General features: G+C 62.0%; 12 protein-coding genes and 1 pseudogene. All 13 read right to left on the bottom strand.

Translation table 11 applies throughout. From position 1 onward, the window contains the following. Window positions 1-14: 14 nt before the first annotated feature. A complete protein-coding gene (locus tag HKK57_RS10095; protein ID WP_169390108.1) occupies window positions 15-1733 on the bottom strand; it encodes a ShlB/FhaC/HecB family hemolysin secretion/activation protein in 1719 nt (572 codons plus the stop codon). A 323-nt stretch (window positions 1734-2056) separates the two neighbouring features. Then, a complete protein-coding gene (gene pgaD / locus HKK57_RS10090; RefSeq protein ID WP_169390107.1) occupies window positions 2057-2524 on the bottom strand; it encodes a poly-beta-1,6-N-acetyl-D-glucosamine biosynthesis protein PgaD in 468 nt (155 codons plus the stop codon). Continuing rightward, window positions 2521-3867, bottom strand: a complete 1347-nt coding sequence (pgaC, locus tag HKK57_RS10085) for a poly-beta-1,6-N-acetyl-D-glucosamine synthase (protein ID WP_029298825.1) — start codon at window positions 3865-3867, stop codon at window positions 2521-2523. Before pgaC ends, pgaD begins: the two co-directional genes overlap by 4 nt. Before the next feature lie 3 nt (window positions 3868-3870). Next, a complete protein-coding gene (gene pgaB, locus HKK57_RS10080) occupies window positions 3871-5871 on the bottom strand; it encodes a poly-beta-1,6-N-acetyl-D-glucosamine N-deacetylase PgaB (protein ID WP_169390106.1) in 2001 nt (666 codons plus the stop codon). A gap of 12 nt (window positions 5872-5883) precedes the next feature. Continuing rightward, entirely contained in the window at window positions 5884-8334 is a 2451-nt protein-coding gene (gene pgaA / locus HKK57_RS10075; RefSeq protein ID WP_169390105.1) for a poly-beta-1,6 N-acetyl-D-glucosamine export porin PgaA, read from the bottom strand. A 190-nt stretch (window positions 8335-8524) separates the two neighbouring features. Beyond that, window positions 8525-9486: pseudogene (locus HKK57_RS10070) on the bottom strand (IS110 family transposase). A gap of 314 nt (window positions 9487-9800) precedes the next feature. Further along, window positions 9801-11297, bottom strand: coding sequence for a YdgA family protein (locus tag HKK57_RS10065; RefSeq protein WP_029298822.1), 1497 nt, complete (start codon window positions 11295-11297; stop codon window positions 9801-9803). A 308-nt stretch (window positions 11298-11605) separates the two neighbouring features. Further along, window positions 11606-12238 carry a hypothetical protein gene (locus tag HKK57_RS10060; RefSeq protein WP_029298821.1) on the bottom strand — a complete coding sequence of 211 codons (633 nt, stop codon included), beginning with the start codon at window positions 12236-12238 and terminating at the stop codon, window positions 11606-11608. 81 nt (window positions 12239-12319) lie between these two features. Beyond that, window positions 12320-13762, bottom strand: a complete 1443-nt coding sequence (locus HKK57_RS10055; protein WP_133714065.1) for an efflux transporter outer membrane subunit — start codon at window positions 13760-13762, stop codon at window positions 12320-12322. Next, window positions 13759-14649 (bottom strand): efflux RND transporter periplasmic adaptor subunit, encoded by an 891-nt coding sequence (locus tag HKK57_RS10050; protein WP_169390104.1) that lies wholly within the window; start codon window positions 14647-14649, stop codon window positions 13759-13761. The genes HKK57_RS10055 and HKK57_RS10050 overlap by 4 nt, the downstream gene beginning before the upstream one ends. Then, window positions 14646-14855 (bottom strand): DUF1656 domain-containing protein, encoded by a 210-nt coding sequence (locus HKK57_RS10045; protein WP_029298814.1) that lies wholly within the window; start codon window positions 14853-14855, stop codon window positions 14646-14648. Before HKK57_RS10045 ends, HKK57_RS10050 begins: the two co-directional genes overlap by 4 nt. Then, complete coding sequence (locus HKK57_RS10040; RefSeq protein ID WP_154907976.1) at window positions 14852-16930, bottom strand: FUSC family protein; 2079 nt, start codon at window positions 16928-16930, stop codon at window positions 14852-14854. Before HKK57_RS10040 ends, HKK57_RS10045 begins: the two co-directional genes overlap by 4 nt. Continuing rightward, a complete protein-coding gene (locus HKK57_RS10035; protein ID WP_029298811.1) occupies window positions 16927-17337 on the bottom strand; it encodes a MarR family winged helix-turn-helix transcriptional regulator in 411 nt (136 codons plus the stop codon). Before HKK57_RS10035 ends, HKK57_RS10040 begins: the two co-directional genes overlap by 4 nt. Window positions 17338-17525 lie beyond the last annotated feature (188 nt).

Genomic DNA, 17525 nt, shown 5'->3' with positions numbered 1-17525 from the left:
GGCTAAACGTTGAATTACAGGTAGAAATCCATCCGGAAATAGATCGGCGCTTCGCGCTCGCTCATCACTGCCGGACGTTCCAAAGAGTGGGCAAAGGTCACGCTGGTACTGACATGCTTGCCGCGGGCGAACAGCTCCACGGAGTTGCTGGAGACACGGCCATGTACTTCGCGGTTGTAGCGGTCGTTGCGGATCACGCCCTGGTCGTAACCCAGGCTCACGCCGTATTCACCAAAGGCCGGACGCAGCCAGTCCACCAGCACCGGCCGCGACCAGCGCAGGTCGTTGCGCCAGTAGCCGCCGCTGTCGCCGGTCAGTTGCTGGTCCTTGAACCCGCGCACTGAAGACGAACCGCCAAGGCTCATGCGCTGCGGGCTGAACAGCATGTCTTCACTGCGTTGGCCGGTGGCAAGGCTAGTGAAGCTGAACGACTCTCCCCACAACGTGAACGGTTGCAGGTAGCTGACGGTGGCGGTGTATTTGCGGTAGCGCGAATTTGCCTGCCGATTGCCGAAACGGTCACGTTCGTTTTCGGCCTGGGCATCGAGCAAGCCGATACCGCTTTGCATGCCCAGGTCGACGTTGACAAAGGCGTTGCCGACCCGCCGCCCGTGGTTGATGCCCCACTGCAGTTCGCTGAGGCGATGACTGCTGACATCCAGGCGGCTGCCTTCGATGTAGTTGTTGGTACGCAGGTGAGCCAGGCCAACACTGAGCGAGGTTTTGCTCAGGGCATCACGATGCACCACCCGCTCGGCCCGCAGTTGATGGTTCTGGCTGTCGCCGGTTTGCTTGAAGTCAAAACCGTCGCCCTGGATCAGCGAGCGGGTATCGCTCTGGTTGTAGCTGTAGTTGAAGTTCCACCAACCCCACGGCACGTTGTAATACAGCATGGCGCTTTTCGAGGTTTTCTGATGATCGCTGATGGCGTCGTGGCCACCGCGCAGAATCAGCTGATCCGCTAGCCCCAGGGGGCTGTCCCATTCAAAACCGGTACCCCATTGCTGTTCGCCAGAGCTTTTTTGCCCGTCGTTATTGCGTGACAGGCTGGCGCGCCAAGGCTTTTGCGGAGTGTTTTTCACCAGCACCGAACTGCCGCCCACGGCATCGCCGGGCGCCAGTTCCATTTGGGCCTGGTTGGAGGGCAAACGGTTGAGCTGGTCGATGGCCTGCTCGATTTCCCGCAGGTTCAACAACTCGCCGTTTTTGCCAGGAAAGGCCATGGCCAACTCGCGGTCCGACAGTTGGCTGTTGGCCGCGCCTTTCAAGCCTTCGAGCTTGCCCTCCACCACCAATACTTGCAGATGCCCGGTGGACAGGTCCTGTTGTGGCAGATAGGCGCGGCTGGTGACCATGCCCTTGTCGATGTAGTAGTCGGTGATCGCCTTGAGCAACGCATTGAGTTGCGAGACGCCCAGGCATTGGTCGATATAAGGCTTGAGCAAGCGTTCGCGGTCAGCCGCGGACAGGCTGTCAGCGCCCTTGAGTTCGATGTCTTTGATGGGGAAGCAGCGGGTATCCACTGGCACAACAGAAGCCGCCGGCTCAGCCGATTTACCGGGCAGGCTCTTGAGCTCTTCGAGGCGGCGCTGTTGTTCTTCCAGCAGGCGATTTTGCCGCTCGCGGATCAGCTCTTGATCGCCAGCAAACGTGGCGGCCGTTGCACTATTCAAGGCAACGCACGTCAAGCAGACGCCCAGCAGCAGCCGAATCCTTGGCACTAAAAAAGACATATTCGCTCCATCGAATTGCGAGGGATGGCAAACTAACATCGAACAAATCGCCAGCCAATATTTTGGCTAACCCTTAATCACTCAGCTAAAACCACTTAACTGATTGATAATTTTCAATAAAGCACAAATGCGAAAATGTGTTACTTGAAACACACTCTCAATTTCCGACAAGTGGTATCAAAAGTGATACGGTTTTTGACGAAATTTCAGTCCCGTGTCAGCCTCACTTCACATTGTCTTGTTATCTGCAAACCAACCAAATAGGACCATTCCTAAAAAATTAGAGATAACTCCTATAATTAAAGTAATCATTCCTACAGCTCCTAGCCTTCCTGCCCCACCACCAGTTTCAACCCTGGCCGCCGTACCTCGCGGGAATGATGCGACGTCACCGCCTGCACCCCACCCTCCTGATCGTTATGAATCACCAACACCCCAGGCCTGCGCAGTTGCTCAAGCTCCCCCGCCGCCAACCGGAAGCTCTCGCTCAGGCCGTGGTCACTCAGCGCCTTGGTTGCCGTACGGCGCTGGGCAAATTGCTTGCCGCGCCGTTGTTGGTAGCGCGCCCAAGTGATCAGCAGCACCGCATTGAACAGGGCGATCCACAGGTAGATCTGCAAGGTGTTCAGCGCGGCAAAAATCGGTGCATCGATGCGTGGGCCGCCGTTGCTATCGAGCATCGGCACCAGGCCGCGCACCAGCAGGAGCACCAGGCCGGCCCAGGCCATCAGGGTCAGGAAGATATCGATGGCCTGCATCACAGGCCGCTGTGGGGTGCGGATCAGGTTCATGGGTTCACTTCCTTGGCAGGTGCCTTGATGCCGCGATCCGGGCTGACCCAGCGCGCGCGTTTTTGATGTTGGCGGAACAGGACTTTGGGGAAGCTGACCAGGGTGGTGAACAGGCTCACCAGCCAGAACACCAGCGGGTACCAGACGGTCCAGAACAAGGTTTTCCACAGGCCGCGCTCGTAGCGCCGGTCGATCATGATGCTCACGGCAAACTGCACCAGGCACACCACCGCCAGCAGCAAGCCGGTGAAGGCCGGCGGCATCAGCGAGCCGACGGCAATCGCCTCGGGCAACGGCACGACTTTGCCCACGCCCCAGAAGATCACCGACAGCAGGAAGGTGAAGGCCCAGCCGGTGGACAGGCAGTATTCGAACAGCAGCGGCCACAGGTAGCGGTGGCGCCATTGCCAGATCCCGCGGATGTTCTTGAACAGCACTTCGGCGCCGCCCTGGGCCCAGCGCAGGCGCTGTTTCCATAGGCCACCGAGGGTTTCCGGCATAAGGATCCAGCACAGCGCGCGCGGTTCGTAGAAGATGCTCCAGTGGTCCAGTTGCAGCTTCCAGCTCACGTCGATGTCTTCGGTGATCATGTCGGTGCTCCAGTAGTCGACCCGGTCCAGGGCCGCCCGCCGAAACGCCACCACCACGCCGGATACGGTGAAGATCCGCCCGAACACCCGCTGGGTACGCTTGATCAAGCCGATGATCGAAGAGAACTCGCCCACCTGCACCCGGCCGATCAAGGTCGAGCGCGTGCGGATCCGTGGGTTGCCGGTGACCGCCCCCAGACGCGGGTTGTCGAGCATCGGCGCCACCAGGTAGGCGGCGGCATTGCGGTCGAGCAAGGCGTCGCCATCGATGCACACCAGGTATTCACTGTGGGCCGCCACGGCGCCCATGCGCAGGGCCACGGCCTTGCCCTGGTTTTGCGCCAGATGCAGCACGCGCAAGCGCGGCTCATGCAGCGCCAGGGCATCGAGCACCTGGGCGGTGTTGTCGCTGGAGCCATCGTTGATCGCAATCACTTCCAGGTTGCGATAACGCTGGGCCAACGCCGCGCCAATGGTCTCGGCGGCGTTGTCGCCTTCGTTGTAGCAAGGGATCAGGATCGAGATCAGCGGCTCGCCCTTGAGCACCGGCGCCGGGGTGTCATCGGCCCATGGCCAGTGGCGTTCCCAGTGCAGCCAGAAGTACAGGCCACCGGCGATCCACAGCCCGGACATGAACAACGGGTAGAAAAATACGAACTCCATCAGGAACTGCCCAGTGACCAGGAAGATCAGGCCCAGGGGCACACCCAACACCAATGCCAAAACGAGAAGAGCTAGGATTCTGTCGAACATGAGTCAAGGATTCCATTTGTTGGAAAGGGCCGGACGCACGGTGTTCAGATCCGGCGAATTCTCCAGGAAGTTGTCGGGGTAGTAGCCAAAACTGCTGGCGCCCTGGCGCTTGAGCACGCCCATCCACTCGGCCATTTGCGCACCAGAAAGATCTGGTGCGGCCGGGGTGCGCCAATCCTTGGCCTGCAATTCGAAGACCGTGCGCTGCATCGCCCCGGGCCGGGCCTTGACCGTGGCCACGAGTTTTTCCAGCCACGCGTTGGAATTTTTCAACGACTGGCCTTCCATCAACGGCATCGCCATCGGCGCGGTCCAGTCGTAGTGCTGGAGGAAGTCGTCGAGGTTCTGCGCAAACCAGGCTTCGCTGGCTGGGTTGAGCATCGGTTCGGCGAAGATGTTGCGCGCGGTGAGCACTTCCGGGCCGCGCAGGGTGCGGACCTTGGCGGTCAGTTCATGGGTGAAGTCGATCAGGTAGCGGCTCTTGAAACGGGTCCAGCGCTGCATCACCTCCGGGTCGGCGCGCAGTGCCTGGATGCTGCCCGGCAGGCCGTTGGCTGCGTAGGTTTTCAGGGCCTGGGGGCTGGCGTCTTCAAAGTCCGAAAGCACGGCGTCGTCGTGGAACAACACGCCATGGATAGCGCTGGTACGGGCGAGGTCTTCGTAGATCTCACCGATGATTTTGCGCACCTTGGGATCGAACGGCGACAGCCGCTGGTACTGCTTGGGGTCGACGTCCACCTTGCCGGTGGCCGGGTCCCAACGGCTGACGCGGGGCAGCTTGGGGTCCAGGGCAAAGCTGAGCACCGGCATCCAGGCGTAGACCTTTACCAGGCCGCCACGGGTGTGCAACTGCCAGCTGACGCGGTTGAACAGGTCGGCGCGCATCGGCAGATGGCGGTTGGGGAAGTACAGCGAACGCGCCAGGCCATCGCCCTTGGGGTCCGCGAACGCCTGCAGGAACACGGTGTCGACGCCCATGTCCAGCACGCGCTGGACCAATGCGTCGAGGTTGCGCACTTCTTGCGCCTTGTCCGGGTCGTAGACCTGGTCCAGGTCCACATGCAGTACGCGCATCGGCGCTTTGACCTGCGCCGAGACCATGCTGTTGGCGAAGTCTTCGCCGTACGGGTCGTTGTCCACCAGAAAGCGCGGGCTGCTCATCAAGTTGCCGAGGTTGTCGAGGCCGTCCTCCAGGGTCAGGGCCATCTGGTAACCCTGCTCGCCCACTACCGCCAGAGAGGTGCCGTCCGCCGCTCCGTATGGCCAGACCCACACACGCGGGGCCTTGCCGGTAACGGCGCGGATCTTATTGGAAATCGCCGCGACGTCGGCGCGCATCCGCGCCTGGAACTGCGCTTCGGGCTCATAACTGCGGGTGACCGGGTCATAGCGCCGGGTAGCCGCAGCCGGCTCCATGTTGCCCTGGGGGTTGGCCAGCACACCTTTGTGAAGGGCGTCGGTATGCGCGGCGATTTCCACCAGGCCCGATTGCGCCACTTCGCGCACTTGTTGCCAGGTCAAAAACTCCCCGCGGTCACGGGGCACGCCGGCAAAATCCACCGGTTGGTTCAACGGCGTGTCGACCCAACTGCCCACCGGCGCCAGCACGGCCGGCCACTGGTAGGCACGCAGGATCGGCATCACGCGGGTGTAGAAGCTCGAATAGCCGTCGTCGAAGCTGAGCATGACGGCTTTGGGCGGCAGCTGTGGCCCACCGGCGCGGGCGGCGAGGACCTGGTCGACGCTGACCGCCTGGTAGCCGTTCTCGCGCAGCCAGGACAACTGTTCGATCAGGCGTTCGGTACGCACCGCCACCACTCTCTGGTCGGGGTCACGGTCGTTGACATCGTGGTAGGCAATGCCCAGGAAATGGTTTTTCGGCCACGGCGCTTCGTTGACCGGTTTGAGTCGTTCGGCAGGTGGCGTAAAAGGCGCGGGGGACTGGGCACAGGCACTGCTCAGCAAAAAAACCAGGGCCAGCAGGCAACGGGAAACAAGGGTCATGATCGGACTCTTCTAGAAACGGTAAGTGAGGTCGACGAGCAGGCGCACATCGCTTTCGCGCTGACCGTCATAAGGTCGGTTGATCCAGCTCAGGTTGGCGCCGGTTTCCAGTACGTCGTTCCAGCGATAACGCTGGCCGTAACTGAGCAAACCAATGGCGCCGGTGGCGTAATCGCGCTGGCTGTAGGTGCCCGCACCGGCCTGGAACTGCTGACTCCACTGGGTTTCGTAGCGGTGATAGAGCACATGGTTGACGCTCACCGTGGGGAGCACGCTGAAGTCTGAACGCGGGTTGAAATACGCGGCTTCTTCCTTGCTGTTGCGGCTGGCGGCGACTTCCAGGCCAAGGTCCACTTGCACGCCCGGCGAGCGGTAGACGCCCTCACGGCCGCTGAACAGCGCCTCGACACGGTCGTTGCCGTCACTGAAGTGGGACGGGCTCAGCGCCAGTCTCCACTCACGGCTCTCGTTGGCGCGCCAGCGGATAAACCCGCTGCCGCCATTGGCCGTGACGTTGGCATTGAGCGCACGCAACGGTGTGCTGGCGGCCAGGTAGTCAAGACTGCCCCCGTACTGCCAGTGGTCGTTGATGTCTCGCGCAATCGCCAGGCGTGCGCCTTGCTTGGTGCCTTTGCCGTAGGAATGATTGGAGACTTCGGCCTCCAGGGTCATATCGCGGGTGCGCCGTTCCACGCCCAGGCGCTGCCAGCGGTGGTGGCCAGTGCCTTCTTCAAAGTCGGCGGTGGCGTAGCCGATACCGCCGAATATCCGCCAGTCTTCATCGATGGGCGGGCTGTAGAGCAGGGTTTCGATGCCCCAGTCGCGACTACCCGACACCGCCCCGCCGCCATGACTTTTACCGGTCTCGGCCTCGATGCGCAGCTCGGCCATTTCATGCACCTTGCGCAGGCGCTGGAGGCGTTGGACCTGGCGGTTTTCCGGGGCGCGGTCGACCACGTCATCGGCGAGCACATCAAGCTGGCGCCACTCCTGCAGCTCCAGCGCGTTGTAGCCTTGGGAGACTTCCAGGTCGATATGGCGGGGGTTCTGGTTTTCTGCGTCCTTGAGGGCAATCTCCGCACGCCGCGGCCAGGCGCGGGCGCGGAACATGTCCGCCTGGGCCACGCGCATGCCGACGTTGCCGGGCGAGGTGCGCACCAGGTTCTCCAGGCTTTTTTCACTGGTTGGCAGATCGGCGCCGTAGGTCGCGGCCTGGGCCGCCAGTTGCTGGGCGGCCAGCCACGCGTCGTTGGGGTTGCCGAGGGGCAGCCCCTTGAGTTCGACCCGAGGCTTTTGCGTGCTCGCCAGGTCGTTTGCGACGGCGCGGGCTTCGCCGGTCTGGTCGTTTTCCAGCAGGGAGTAGTACAGCGCGGTGCTGTCTACCACTTGGTTGCTGGGGTCGGCGTCCGGCGCGGCCACCGCTTGGCGAAACAGCGGCGCAGCCTTTTCCGGCAGGCGTTGATCGAGGTAGGCGGCGGCCACCCAACGCAGGGCGTAGCCGGGCAGTTGCACGCCTTGAGCTTGCAAGGCTTCGTAGTCGTGGATCACCTCGGCGGTACGTGCACGGGCCTTGAGCGCGCCCATCCGGTCGATACGCCAGCGCACCACATCGTCATGGGCACTGGCATCCGGGGTCCAGGTGGCGAGCAGTTGGTCGTAATCCTTGAGGGCGCGGTCGGCGATCACAAAGCGTTCGCTTTCACTGCGCGTCGGGAATTCAGCCAGGCGCACACGTTCGGCAGCCAAGTCACCTTCCAGGCGGCGCTGGGTCACCGGGTCCAGCAGGCCGGGGTGCAGCGCGCTCAGGCGCAAGGCCGGTTCCGGCATACGTGCACGTTGCAGGGCGATCAGGTATTCGCGCACCACCTCGGGCTGGTTGCCGGCGCGGATAAACGCCTGGTCGAACTCGAACAGTGAATCAAACGGCTGCCCGGCACGGGACAACGCGTAGCCCAGGGCCATGCGCCGCTCGACATCCTCGGGCTTGGCCACCACCAGGGTGCGGGCACGCTGTACGGCTTCGGCGGCTTTGCCGCCATCGGCCAGGGTCAGGGCCAGGCCCAGTTGCAGCTGCGGGTTGTTCGGCTCGCGCAGCAACGCCTGGCGATACACGGCCTCGGCGGGTGCCCAACGCTGTTGATTGCGGTAGGTACGGGCCACGGTGGTCAGTGCTTGAGTGGTCAGTTGGCGCTGGCGCCCCTGGCGCTCATAGACCTTGAGTACTTCATCATCCTGACGTGCCCAGCTGGCAATCAGCAGGTGGTCGCTGACCTGACCAGCGGTCTGGCGTTCGACAGGCAGTTGGCGCAACAGGTTGAGCGCCGGCGTGTAGTTGCCGGTGCGGGCCTGGCGAATCAGGGAGTCGTAGGCAGGATCGGCCACGGCCAGGGTTGGCAGCAGCAGGACGGCACCGATCAGTAGACGCAATCGATCAGGACCGTAGGCAGAGGGGTTACGCAACATGTCGTCAGCTTCCTTACTTGGAAAGCTGTAGCGATATCGCCTGTACAACACGCATCAGGCCGCCGGTATCTGGGGACCCGGACTAGCTTTCCTGGGGCGCAATATCCCCGAGCGGGGTAAGGATTTGGACAAATCAGGACAATTGTTCAGAATTGTCCTACAAGCTAGTGGAGATCAAATGTGGGAGATTCTATGTTGCAGGTAAACCCTGCAACCTTAAGTTCGGTTGGTATTCGCTCTGGTTTTTCATCAGCGCGAATGCCACCCGGCAGAGCTTGCGGGCGAGGATTACCAGGGCTTGGGTCTTTGCCAGTCCTCGGGCCAGGTAGGACTCGTAGTACGGTTTCCAGGTCGCAGATCGGCTAGCGGCCATCGCTGCGTTGTGAGCAAGGCGCCGCAACTCTGAATCGCCCTTTTACTCAAGTGCCGAGGGCCGGCCTTTTTTCCGGAGTCTTTTGGTCTCAGATCCATCCCCAAGAAAGCGATGAATGCATCGCCATTGGCGAACTGACCGCGCATGAAGGCTGTCGCTAGACCAGTAGCCGTAAGATCACCCACTCCCTCAATGGCTTTGCAGCGCTTGATATTTTCGGTGATGCCCGCCTCTTTGCTGACCTTGTGCAGCAACTTCTGAATGACCTGCTCAGCTTGTTTGAAGGACTTTAACTGCTGGGCCAACTCGTCTTTCAAAAGCGGTTCGCCTGACCAGCTCAGTGTGAGGCTTACACGCAAGTTGATAAGTTCTGCACGTCGGTGTAGCAAGCTTTTCAATAACTTGTAAGCCTGCGGAGGTGGACTCCAGAGCCGTAGCCGTTTCTGCTCGCTGCTCAGGTAGCGCGCTAATAAACGTGCATCACAAGGGTCGGTTTTCGCCCGCTGGCCAATGCTTTCGCGGTAATGGCTCAACCGATAAGCGTCTACAACGTAAACCCGATGTCCTATTTCATGGGCGAGTTCAGCTGTGTCCAAGTGGTAAGTGCTGGTGGCTTCCAGGGCAATTGAGCTGTTGGCAGGTAATGTGTTGAGCCAGCGGCCAAGAGCATCGCGGTCGTTGGTAATGGCTTGAGTGGCGTTGAGGTCTTCGCGGTAGGCAACGATTTCGGCCTTGGCCACATCGATACCCACAACCGTTGGTGAAGTAAGGATTGTCATAACTAATCCTCGGAGCTAGGGTTTAAGGGCTTGTCGGGGTCTATCCCAGCGCTGGCTTGCCTCTATTGTCGGTTTTCCCGATGAATTCCTTATCGGCGCTTAGGGTAGAAAGGGCGGGACGAGAAGTCTCCCACGGTCCGTACTGGCTAGAGTCGGAATCGGGCTTTTAGTCGCCGCCCACCCCTTCAAGTCTAAACATACAAGCGGGCTTGCTCGCGAATGCGGTGGGTCAGTCATGGATATGTTGACTGATACACCGCATTCGCGAGCAAGCCCGCTCCCACATTTTTGCTTCGGTGTTGGCCTACAGGGGCTTATTGCGCGCCGCTGACCGCACCCAGTTTGCCCAGTACGCCGCCGATAAACTGCTCGACGGTCATTTTCTGGCCATTGAAGGTCACTTCATTGTTGGCGTAGTGCAGCTTGGCCAGGATGTCGTTGCCTTCCAGGGTTGCCAGTTGCGTGCCCACGGCCATCCCGCTGACCATCTCGCTGGCCATCTGGGATTGCTGCTCGATGGCTTTGGGGTCGGTCACGCCACCGATCTGCGCTTGCAGTGCAGCAATGTCAGAGATCATCGGCTTGGACAGGGTCAGGTTGGCATCCAGCAGCGTGATCATCTGCTTGGCCAGTTCAACCGGTGGCAGCTCCATGGTGGACGGTTTGGTCAGGTCTACCACCAGGTTGAAGCGGCTTTCGCCATTGGCGGTCTTGAGGGCCAGGTTTTCCAGGGCCACTTGCGGTTTGGCGGCCAGCAGCAGGTCGACATTGGCCTGGGCCAGCGCTTGTTCGGCTTCGCTCAGTTGCAGTTCTGGAATCGGTTGGCCGGCAGCTTGGGCAGCCTGCACCGGTTGCATCTTTTCCTGATACAGCTTGGTCAGCACCATGGCCGACGGCACGTCGATGTTCTTCATGCTCACGGCCATGGCCGCCGAGCCGACAGGTTTGCCCTGGTAACCGATCTCGGCGACTTTGTAATCAACACGGCCGCTGAGGTTGTTGTCCTTGGTCTCGCTGCTGTCTTTCTGCTCGAAGCCTTTGACGGTCAGCACCGCTTGTTGTGGACCAAAGGTGAACTGGGTGTTGCTCAGCTCGACGGTGTTCTGGCCGACATAAAAGCCGAAACTGCTCTTGGACAGGTTGCTGGCCACGGTCAGGCCGTTGAGTTGCGCCTGGAACGGTGCGCCATCAGGGCCGACCAGGTCCACCTTGAGGGCGTCCATGTAGCCATTGACCTTGATCTCTTCACCCTTGGCGGTGTTGAAGTAGTCCATCTTCAGGCCAGAGAAGTTGACGCTGGTGGTGGCGTCCTTGTACTCCAGGGGCAGCAGTTCCATGTTGCCGTTCACCGAACGGTTGAAGCTGATGTTGGCCACGCCGTTGATTGGCGAAACATCCTTGGTGGCGGCGAACCATTTTTCGGTGGTCGGGTTCTTCTCAAGGGCCAGATGGCTGGTAGCCAGCACCGGCCACCACTTCAGGGTAATCAGGCGCGAGACAGGCAGCGGGCCGTGCTCGATACGGTCGACAAACAGCAGCTCGCTGTCTTTGAACTGTTCACCGAACGCCGCGCCTTCGGCCTTGAGGCGGAAGTGGCCGGTGCTGCTGAACCAGCCGCGATCCAGGGAGACCATCTCCAGGGTCATGCGGCCATCGACACCGGCCAGGGAGCGTTCCATCTCCTTGTTGGCGTCTTCGATCGTGGTTTTCAACACCCCTTCCAGCTGGCTGCCGGTGTACCAGGCACCGCCGGCACTGACCACGCCGACGGCGGCAACAAAACCCAAGAGTACAACGGCTGATTTATTCATGAAGTGTCCTGATCCAATCCTGTGCGAAGTGGGCTGTCTTCCCTGACTCCCGAAGTGGGCGTCGGCTCAAGCCCGCCGAAATCGGGGCAAGGTTAGCACTGGCGGGGGGGCTCGTTGCAATCTCTTGTGGCTAACGGCGGGGTCCAGGGGGTGGACAGGGAACACTGTGGCGAGGGGGCTTGTCCCCCGCTGGGCTGCGAAGCAGCCCCCCCTCGGTCTTCCTGATACACCAAGGGGGCAGGTTTTGGGGCTGCTTTGCAGCCCAGCGCGGGGCAAGCCCGCTCGCCACGGGGAAATGTTGCGCTTAGTCAGGAGTATTCCATCTCGATTTCGTCGAGCTGGTGGTCGAAGCTCTTCAGCCGGGCGGTCCAGGTGTACACCAGCACTTCAAACTCGCGGTGGATCACCGCATTGCCCGGGGTGTCGGCCTTGGGGTCGTAGAAGTCCAACTGGTAACGCTCGCGGGCCATGGCGGTGGCGACGTCGGACAGCTCCCGGGCGTTGTTCAGCCAGTGCCTCCCTTCGGCCACTTGCCGGTCGAGCAGCACGCATTGTTTTTTCAGGGCCTCGAGGCTTTTTTCGAGGGGGGTGCCGGTCAGTTCGCCCATGACTTCCTGGAACGTCCGCCCAGGCTGCCAGTAGCTGCCCCAGAAGTAGCGGTCGAACACGGTTTCGACCCGGCGCAGGGCGACCTTGGTGTCCCAGATCGCGACCCGCGTCTTGCCTTGTTCAAGGATTTTTTTCTGGGTGCGCTGGCCCTGGTAGGACGCCCAGGCCACCACGCCAACGGACAACGCGGCGATCAGCGCGCAGGCGCTGTCGAGGAACACCATGGCCTTATCCAGTTGATGGGCCAGCATGACACCGTAGAAGTAAGTCGCCGATAACAACACCAGTGCGAAGAGCACGCACCAGAAAGCGGGAGCATAAGGGTTTTTCATTATTGGAATCCCCATGAGCAACGCAGGCAGTGATCAGCGGGCCATCACGCAAGCCCGTCTGATCAAAGCATAGCAATCGCCTCAGGGTTTGCCGGGTTCTGCACCGTGCGTTCGTCCGCTTTCCCAGCCGCCGCCCAAGGCCAGGAACAGGTCGATCTGGCTCATTGCCACCTGCGTGTTGGCCTGCGCCAGTTGCGCACGCATGTCGGTGTAGGTGCGGGTGGCTTGCAGGTCGGCGAGGAACGACTCGCGGCCGGCCTGGAAGAAGCGGTGCGTCTGGTCGGCGGCCTGTTGCGCCGACTGCTCGGCCTCGGCCAGCGCATCGCGGCGCTGCAGCTGCGCGGTGTATTGCGCCAGCCCGGTCTGGGTCTCGCGGATGGCATTGAGTACCACCCCGTCGAAGTGCGCCAAGGCCCCCTGGGTCGCGGCTTCGGCTTCATGAATGCGCGCGCGCGAGCCGTTGGACGGCACCGTCCAGCTCAACAGCGGGCCGAAGCCCCAGCGGTTGGTGGCCGGTTTGCCAAGGTTGTCGATAATACCCACGGTGCCGATGGAGGCGCCGATGCTGATATCCGGGTACAACTCGCCGGTGGCCACGCCAATTCCCGCCGTCGCCGCCGCCAGCCGGCGTTCGGCCTGGCGCACGTCGGGGCGGCGTTTGAGCAGGGTTGCACCGTCGCCCACCGGCAGCAACTGGGCGATATGCGGCAACTCGGCGCAATCGCGGGTGCCGGCCGGCAGTTGGTCCAGGGGCTTGGCCAGGAGCATCGACAGGCGGAACAAACCGGCCTGGCGTGCCGCCTCAAAGCGCGGCAGTTCGGCACGCAGCGACTTGAATTGGGTTTGCGAACGGGTGACCTGGGTTTCATCACCGCGCCCGGCGTCGCGCAGGCGTTGGGTCAGGCGCGTGCTTTGGGCTTGCAAATCCAGGGACTGGCGGGCGATGTGCAGCTCTTCGTTGGCCGCGCACACCTGGGTGTAGGAGCGCACCACGTCCGCCACCAGGGTGATGCGCGCGGTATCCACGGCGGCCTGTGTCGCGTCGGCGTTGGCCTGGGCGCCTTCGATACCGCGCTGCAGGGTGCCGAACAGGTCGAACTGATAAGAGGTGGTGATGCCGATATCGCCGACATTGGCCACCGGTACCTTGTCCGCCAGCAAAAAGGCTTCGCCGGACTCCTGCAAACGCTGGGCGCCGAGCTTGACCCCGCCGCTCCAACCGCCCGCCGATTGCGCTTCCTGCACCTGGAAACGCGCCCGTTGCAGGTTGGCCGCAGCCACGCGCAAATCGGTGTTGGAGGCCATGGCCTGGCGCACCAGTTCATCCAGGCGCGGGTCCTGGTACAGCTTCCACCAGTCGGCGGGTACCGGGGCCGAGACCACATTGTTGCCCTGCCCGGCCAGTTGGCCCTGCAGGTCGCCACGGTTGACGGCGGCTGCGTCGGGCAACTGGTAATCCGGGCCCACCACCTGGCAGGCCGACAGCAGCAGCCCCAGCCCGGCAGTCGCCAGCAGTTGCTTCATGGCTGGTCTCCGGATTTTGCCTGGTCATCGATGATCGACACGGTGGCCGTGCGCCCGGCAATCATGCGGAAATCCGCCGGCACATCGTCAAACGCAATGCGCACCGGGATCCGCTGGGCCAGGCGCACCCAACTGAAGGCCGGGTTGACGTTGGGCAGCAGGTTGGAGCCGCTGGTGCGGTCACGGTCTTCGATCCCGGCGACGATGCTCTGCACATGGCCGCGCAAGCGCGCGCTATCGCCGACCACGCGGATATCCACGCTCTGGCCGACATGAATGCCGTCCAGCTTGGTCTCTTCAAAATAGCCGTCGATGTGGAAGGAATTGCTGTCCACCACCGACAACACCGGGCGCCCGGCGGTCACGAACTCCTGGGCCCGGGGCGCACGGTCGTTGACGTAGCCATCCACCGGGCTGCGGATCACCGAGCGGTCGAGGTTGAGCTGAGCGCTGTCCACCGTCACCTGCGCTTGGGCCAGGGCCGATTGGGCGCGGGCCACGCGGGACTGGCTTTCTTCCAGTTGCTCGCTGGCCACCAGGTTGCCCAGGCCCCGGTTGCGCCTGGCTTCACGCTGGGCCTGGGCCAGGGTTTCCTGGCGGTCGGCCACGGCCGCCTGGGCTTGGCGCAGGGCCAGCTTGAAGCGGTCCTGGTCCACCGAAAACAGCACCTGGCCACGGCTCACCAACTGGTTGTCGCGCACGTCCACTCGCTGGATCAGCCCGGACACGTCCGGGGCGATCTGCACGATGTCGGCACGGATATGCCCGTCGCGGGTCCAGGGGGCGAACATGTAATACATGACCATGCGCCAGACCACGACGCAGGCGAAGGTCACTACGAGCAACGTCAGGACCACGCGGCCAATCGTCAAAAAAGGTTTTTTCATGTCATCAGGTATCGACTGAGTGAGTCCACAGCGCCCAGCAACAGCGCGTAGAGAGCCACATTGAATAATGCCCGGTGCCAGACCAGGCGATAGAAGTGGACGCGGTTCAACAGCCCGTGCACCACCAGGTAAAAGCCATACGTAATGCCCATCAGCACCAACAGCGTGGGCAGGAACACCCCGCTGATATCCAGGTCACCGATCATAGAGGCGCTCCATCGGGCAGCGGCGCTTGCATCTCGGCACCGCCAATGAATTCGACCCCAGGCAACAGCGCCAGGCGCAGGCCGGCCAGGGCGTGCAACAGGTGCAGGCGGGTATCGCCCTCGCCTTGCAGGCCCTGGCCGTTAAGCGCGCGGCGCGTGCGATCGAGGGTCATCAACAGGCCGCTGGGCGCGGGCAAGCGCTCACCGGCTTTAAGGCAGGCCTTGAAGTAAGCGCCGACACCTTCGACCACTTGGTTGAGCAACACCCGTGGCACGCCGAGGATGCGCGGCGAGTAGGCCAGCAGGTCGAGCAGGTTCAGTGCCACCCGCAAATCACGCAGGGCAATGCCGGTGTCCTGGCCAGTGAGGGCCAGGCGCGGCAGGTGCTGCATCAGGCGGTCGAGCATTTGCACGGCCATGTGCCGGTGCTCGGCCAGGGTCGCAGGTTCGGTGAGGCCGACAATGTCGCGCCAGCTGAAGCGGGTCAGGCGCTTGGCCGCCAGTTCGGCGCCAAAGGGCCGGGCGATCAGCGTCCACACAAAGGCAAACAGCAGGCCCACGGGACCGGCCAGGTTGACGTTGGCGAAGTTGAGGAAGTCCGCATCATAGGCCCCCTGGATACTGATGAATGATGAAGTGTTCACCAGCGTCAGCAACATGCCCAGGTAAAAGCGCGGTTGCACGGTGAGGGTGCCGATGCAGATGAACGGCACGGCGAACGCCAGCACCAGCATCGGGAAATCGTGCAGGTTGGGCAGCACCAGAAACAGGTAGAGGCTGGCGAACAGCACCGACATTGCCGTCCAGAAAAAGAACCGATAAATCTGTGGCGCCGGGTCGTCCATCGAGGCGAAGAAGCTGCACGCCACCGCCGCCAGAATCACCGCACTGCCGCCGTCGGTCCAGCCCAGCAGAATCCACAGCACCGAGGCGACGATGATCGCGGTGACGGTGGAGAACGCCGAGTAAAACATCAGGCCACGGTCAAGAAATGGCGTGAGCCGGCCCAGCCGCCAGTGACGGTAGACGGCGCGCCAGGTGTCCTGGCTTTCGCACTCGATGGCGGCTTGCAGGCTGCGGCAGTCTTGCCACAAATCGATCCACTCACCAAGGCGGTACAACGCGTTGGAAAACAGCAGGGTGTGGCGATCGTCCAGCGCTTCGCCTTGGGGTTGCAGGGCGTCTAGCTGGTCGCGCAAGGCGCGCCAGCTTTCCAGCGGTGCGCCTTGTTGGGTGTCTTGCAGCCATTGCTGGGTGGCTTGGAGTATCGGCGTGAGGCGATCGAGAAACTCCGGAGCGCGGTGTTCGATGGCGTACAGCGCATCATCCAGGGCATCCACCACCGGCAGCAGGTGGATCATGCGCCCACGCAGTTCCTTGGTGTTACGCACGGTCTGCGGCCGTGCGCCTTCGTGGGGCAACTGGCCGATCATCAATTCGAGAGTGTTGAAGGTGGCGACCATACCGCCGCGCAGGTTGCTGACTTCTTCAGGCTGCACATTGCGCGTCAGAAAGCGCTGGCTGTAGACCTGGGCATCGGCAAACCACTTGGCCACCGAGCCATCGAACACCGGCATCAGGCGGCGCGGCCAGAACATCGCGCCCACCACGGCGGCCACTGCGATGCCGAGGAAGATTTCTTCGGTCCGCGCCTCGGCCACATCCCACACCGCCAGGGGGTTATCCACCACTGGCAGGGCGATCAGCGGCAGGGTGTAGCCGGCCAGCATCAAGGCGTAGTTATTAGCTGTGCGCAGGTGCATGGAGAGGAACAGCAAAGTGCCCGTCCACAATGCAATCACCACCACCAGAATGTAGGGCGACTGTACAAACATCGGCACAAAAAACACCGCCGCCGCCGCGCCCATCAAGGTGCCGATGGCGCGGTACAACGCCTTGGAACTGGTGGGGCCGACAAACGGGCTGGAGACGATATACACCGTGGCCATCGCCCAATACGGACGCGGCATTTGCATGAGCATGGCGATGTACAACGCGATCATCGAGGCGGCGAAGGTACGCACGCCGTAGAACCAGTCGCGAGCGGGCGGAAAGCCGCTGAAAAATCCGTTCAAAGCGTCGCCGCCTCAAAGGCGCGCAACACACGCAGCGCGGCCTGCATATCGGTGGGCGCAATGTCGGCCAGCACTTCACGACGCAGGCGCACCAGTTGCGCCTCCACGGCTTGCACCAGTTCCCGACCGCGCTCGGTGAGGCTCAAGGCCTTGGCGCGGCGGTCGTGGATATCTTCGGTGCGGCACACATAACCACTGCTGCACAGTTGGTCGAGCAGGCGCACCAGGGACGGGCTTTCCATCCCCGAGGCCTGGGCCACCTTGACTTGATGCACGCCGTCGCCGAGACGGCCGATCATCAGTAAAGGCACTGCGCAGGCTTCGGAAATACCGTAGCTCACCAGGGTGCTCTGGCAGATTTTGCGCCAGTGACGGGCGCCAGCCACCATGCTGCTGCTGAGGCTCATGTGAAGGTGTTCGAGGGAGTGGGACACGGGATAGTTCGCATACAGTTAGTTTGCTAACTATCAATATGATCGAGGAATGGAATCTCGTCAACTTTTGATACAAATTCCCTGATAGGCGGCGGGCTGTGGCCTGTAGGAGCGAGCTTGCTCGCGAAAAACGCCAATACACCGCGTTGATCCAGGTTACC

The sequence above is a fragment of the Pseudomonas sp. ADAK21 genome (assembly GCF_012935735.1).
GTDB classification, from domain to species: Bacteria; Pseudomonadota; Gammaproteobacteria; order Pseudomonadales; family Pseudomonadaceae; genus Aquipseudomonas; species Aquipseudomonas proteolytica.
Note: the sequence above shows the minus strand (reverse complement) of the source record. Positions and strands in the feature narration are given on the sequence as shown.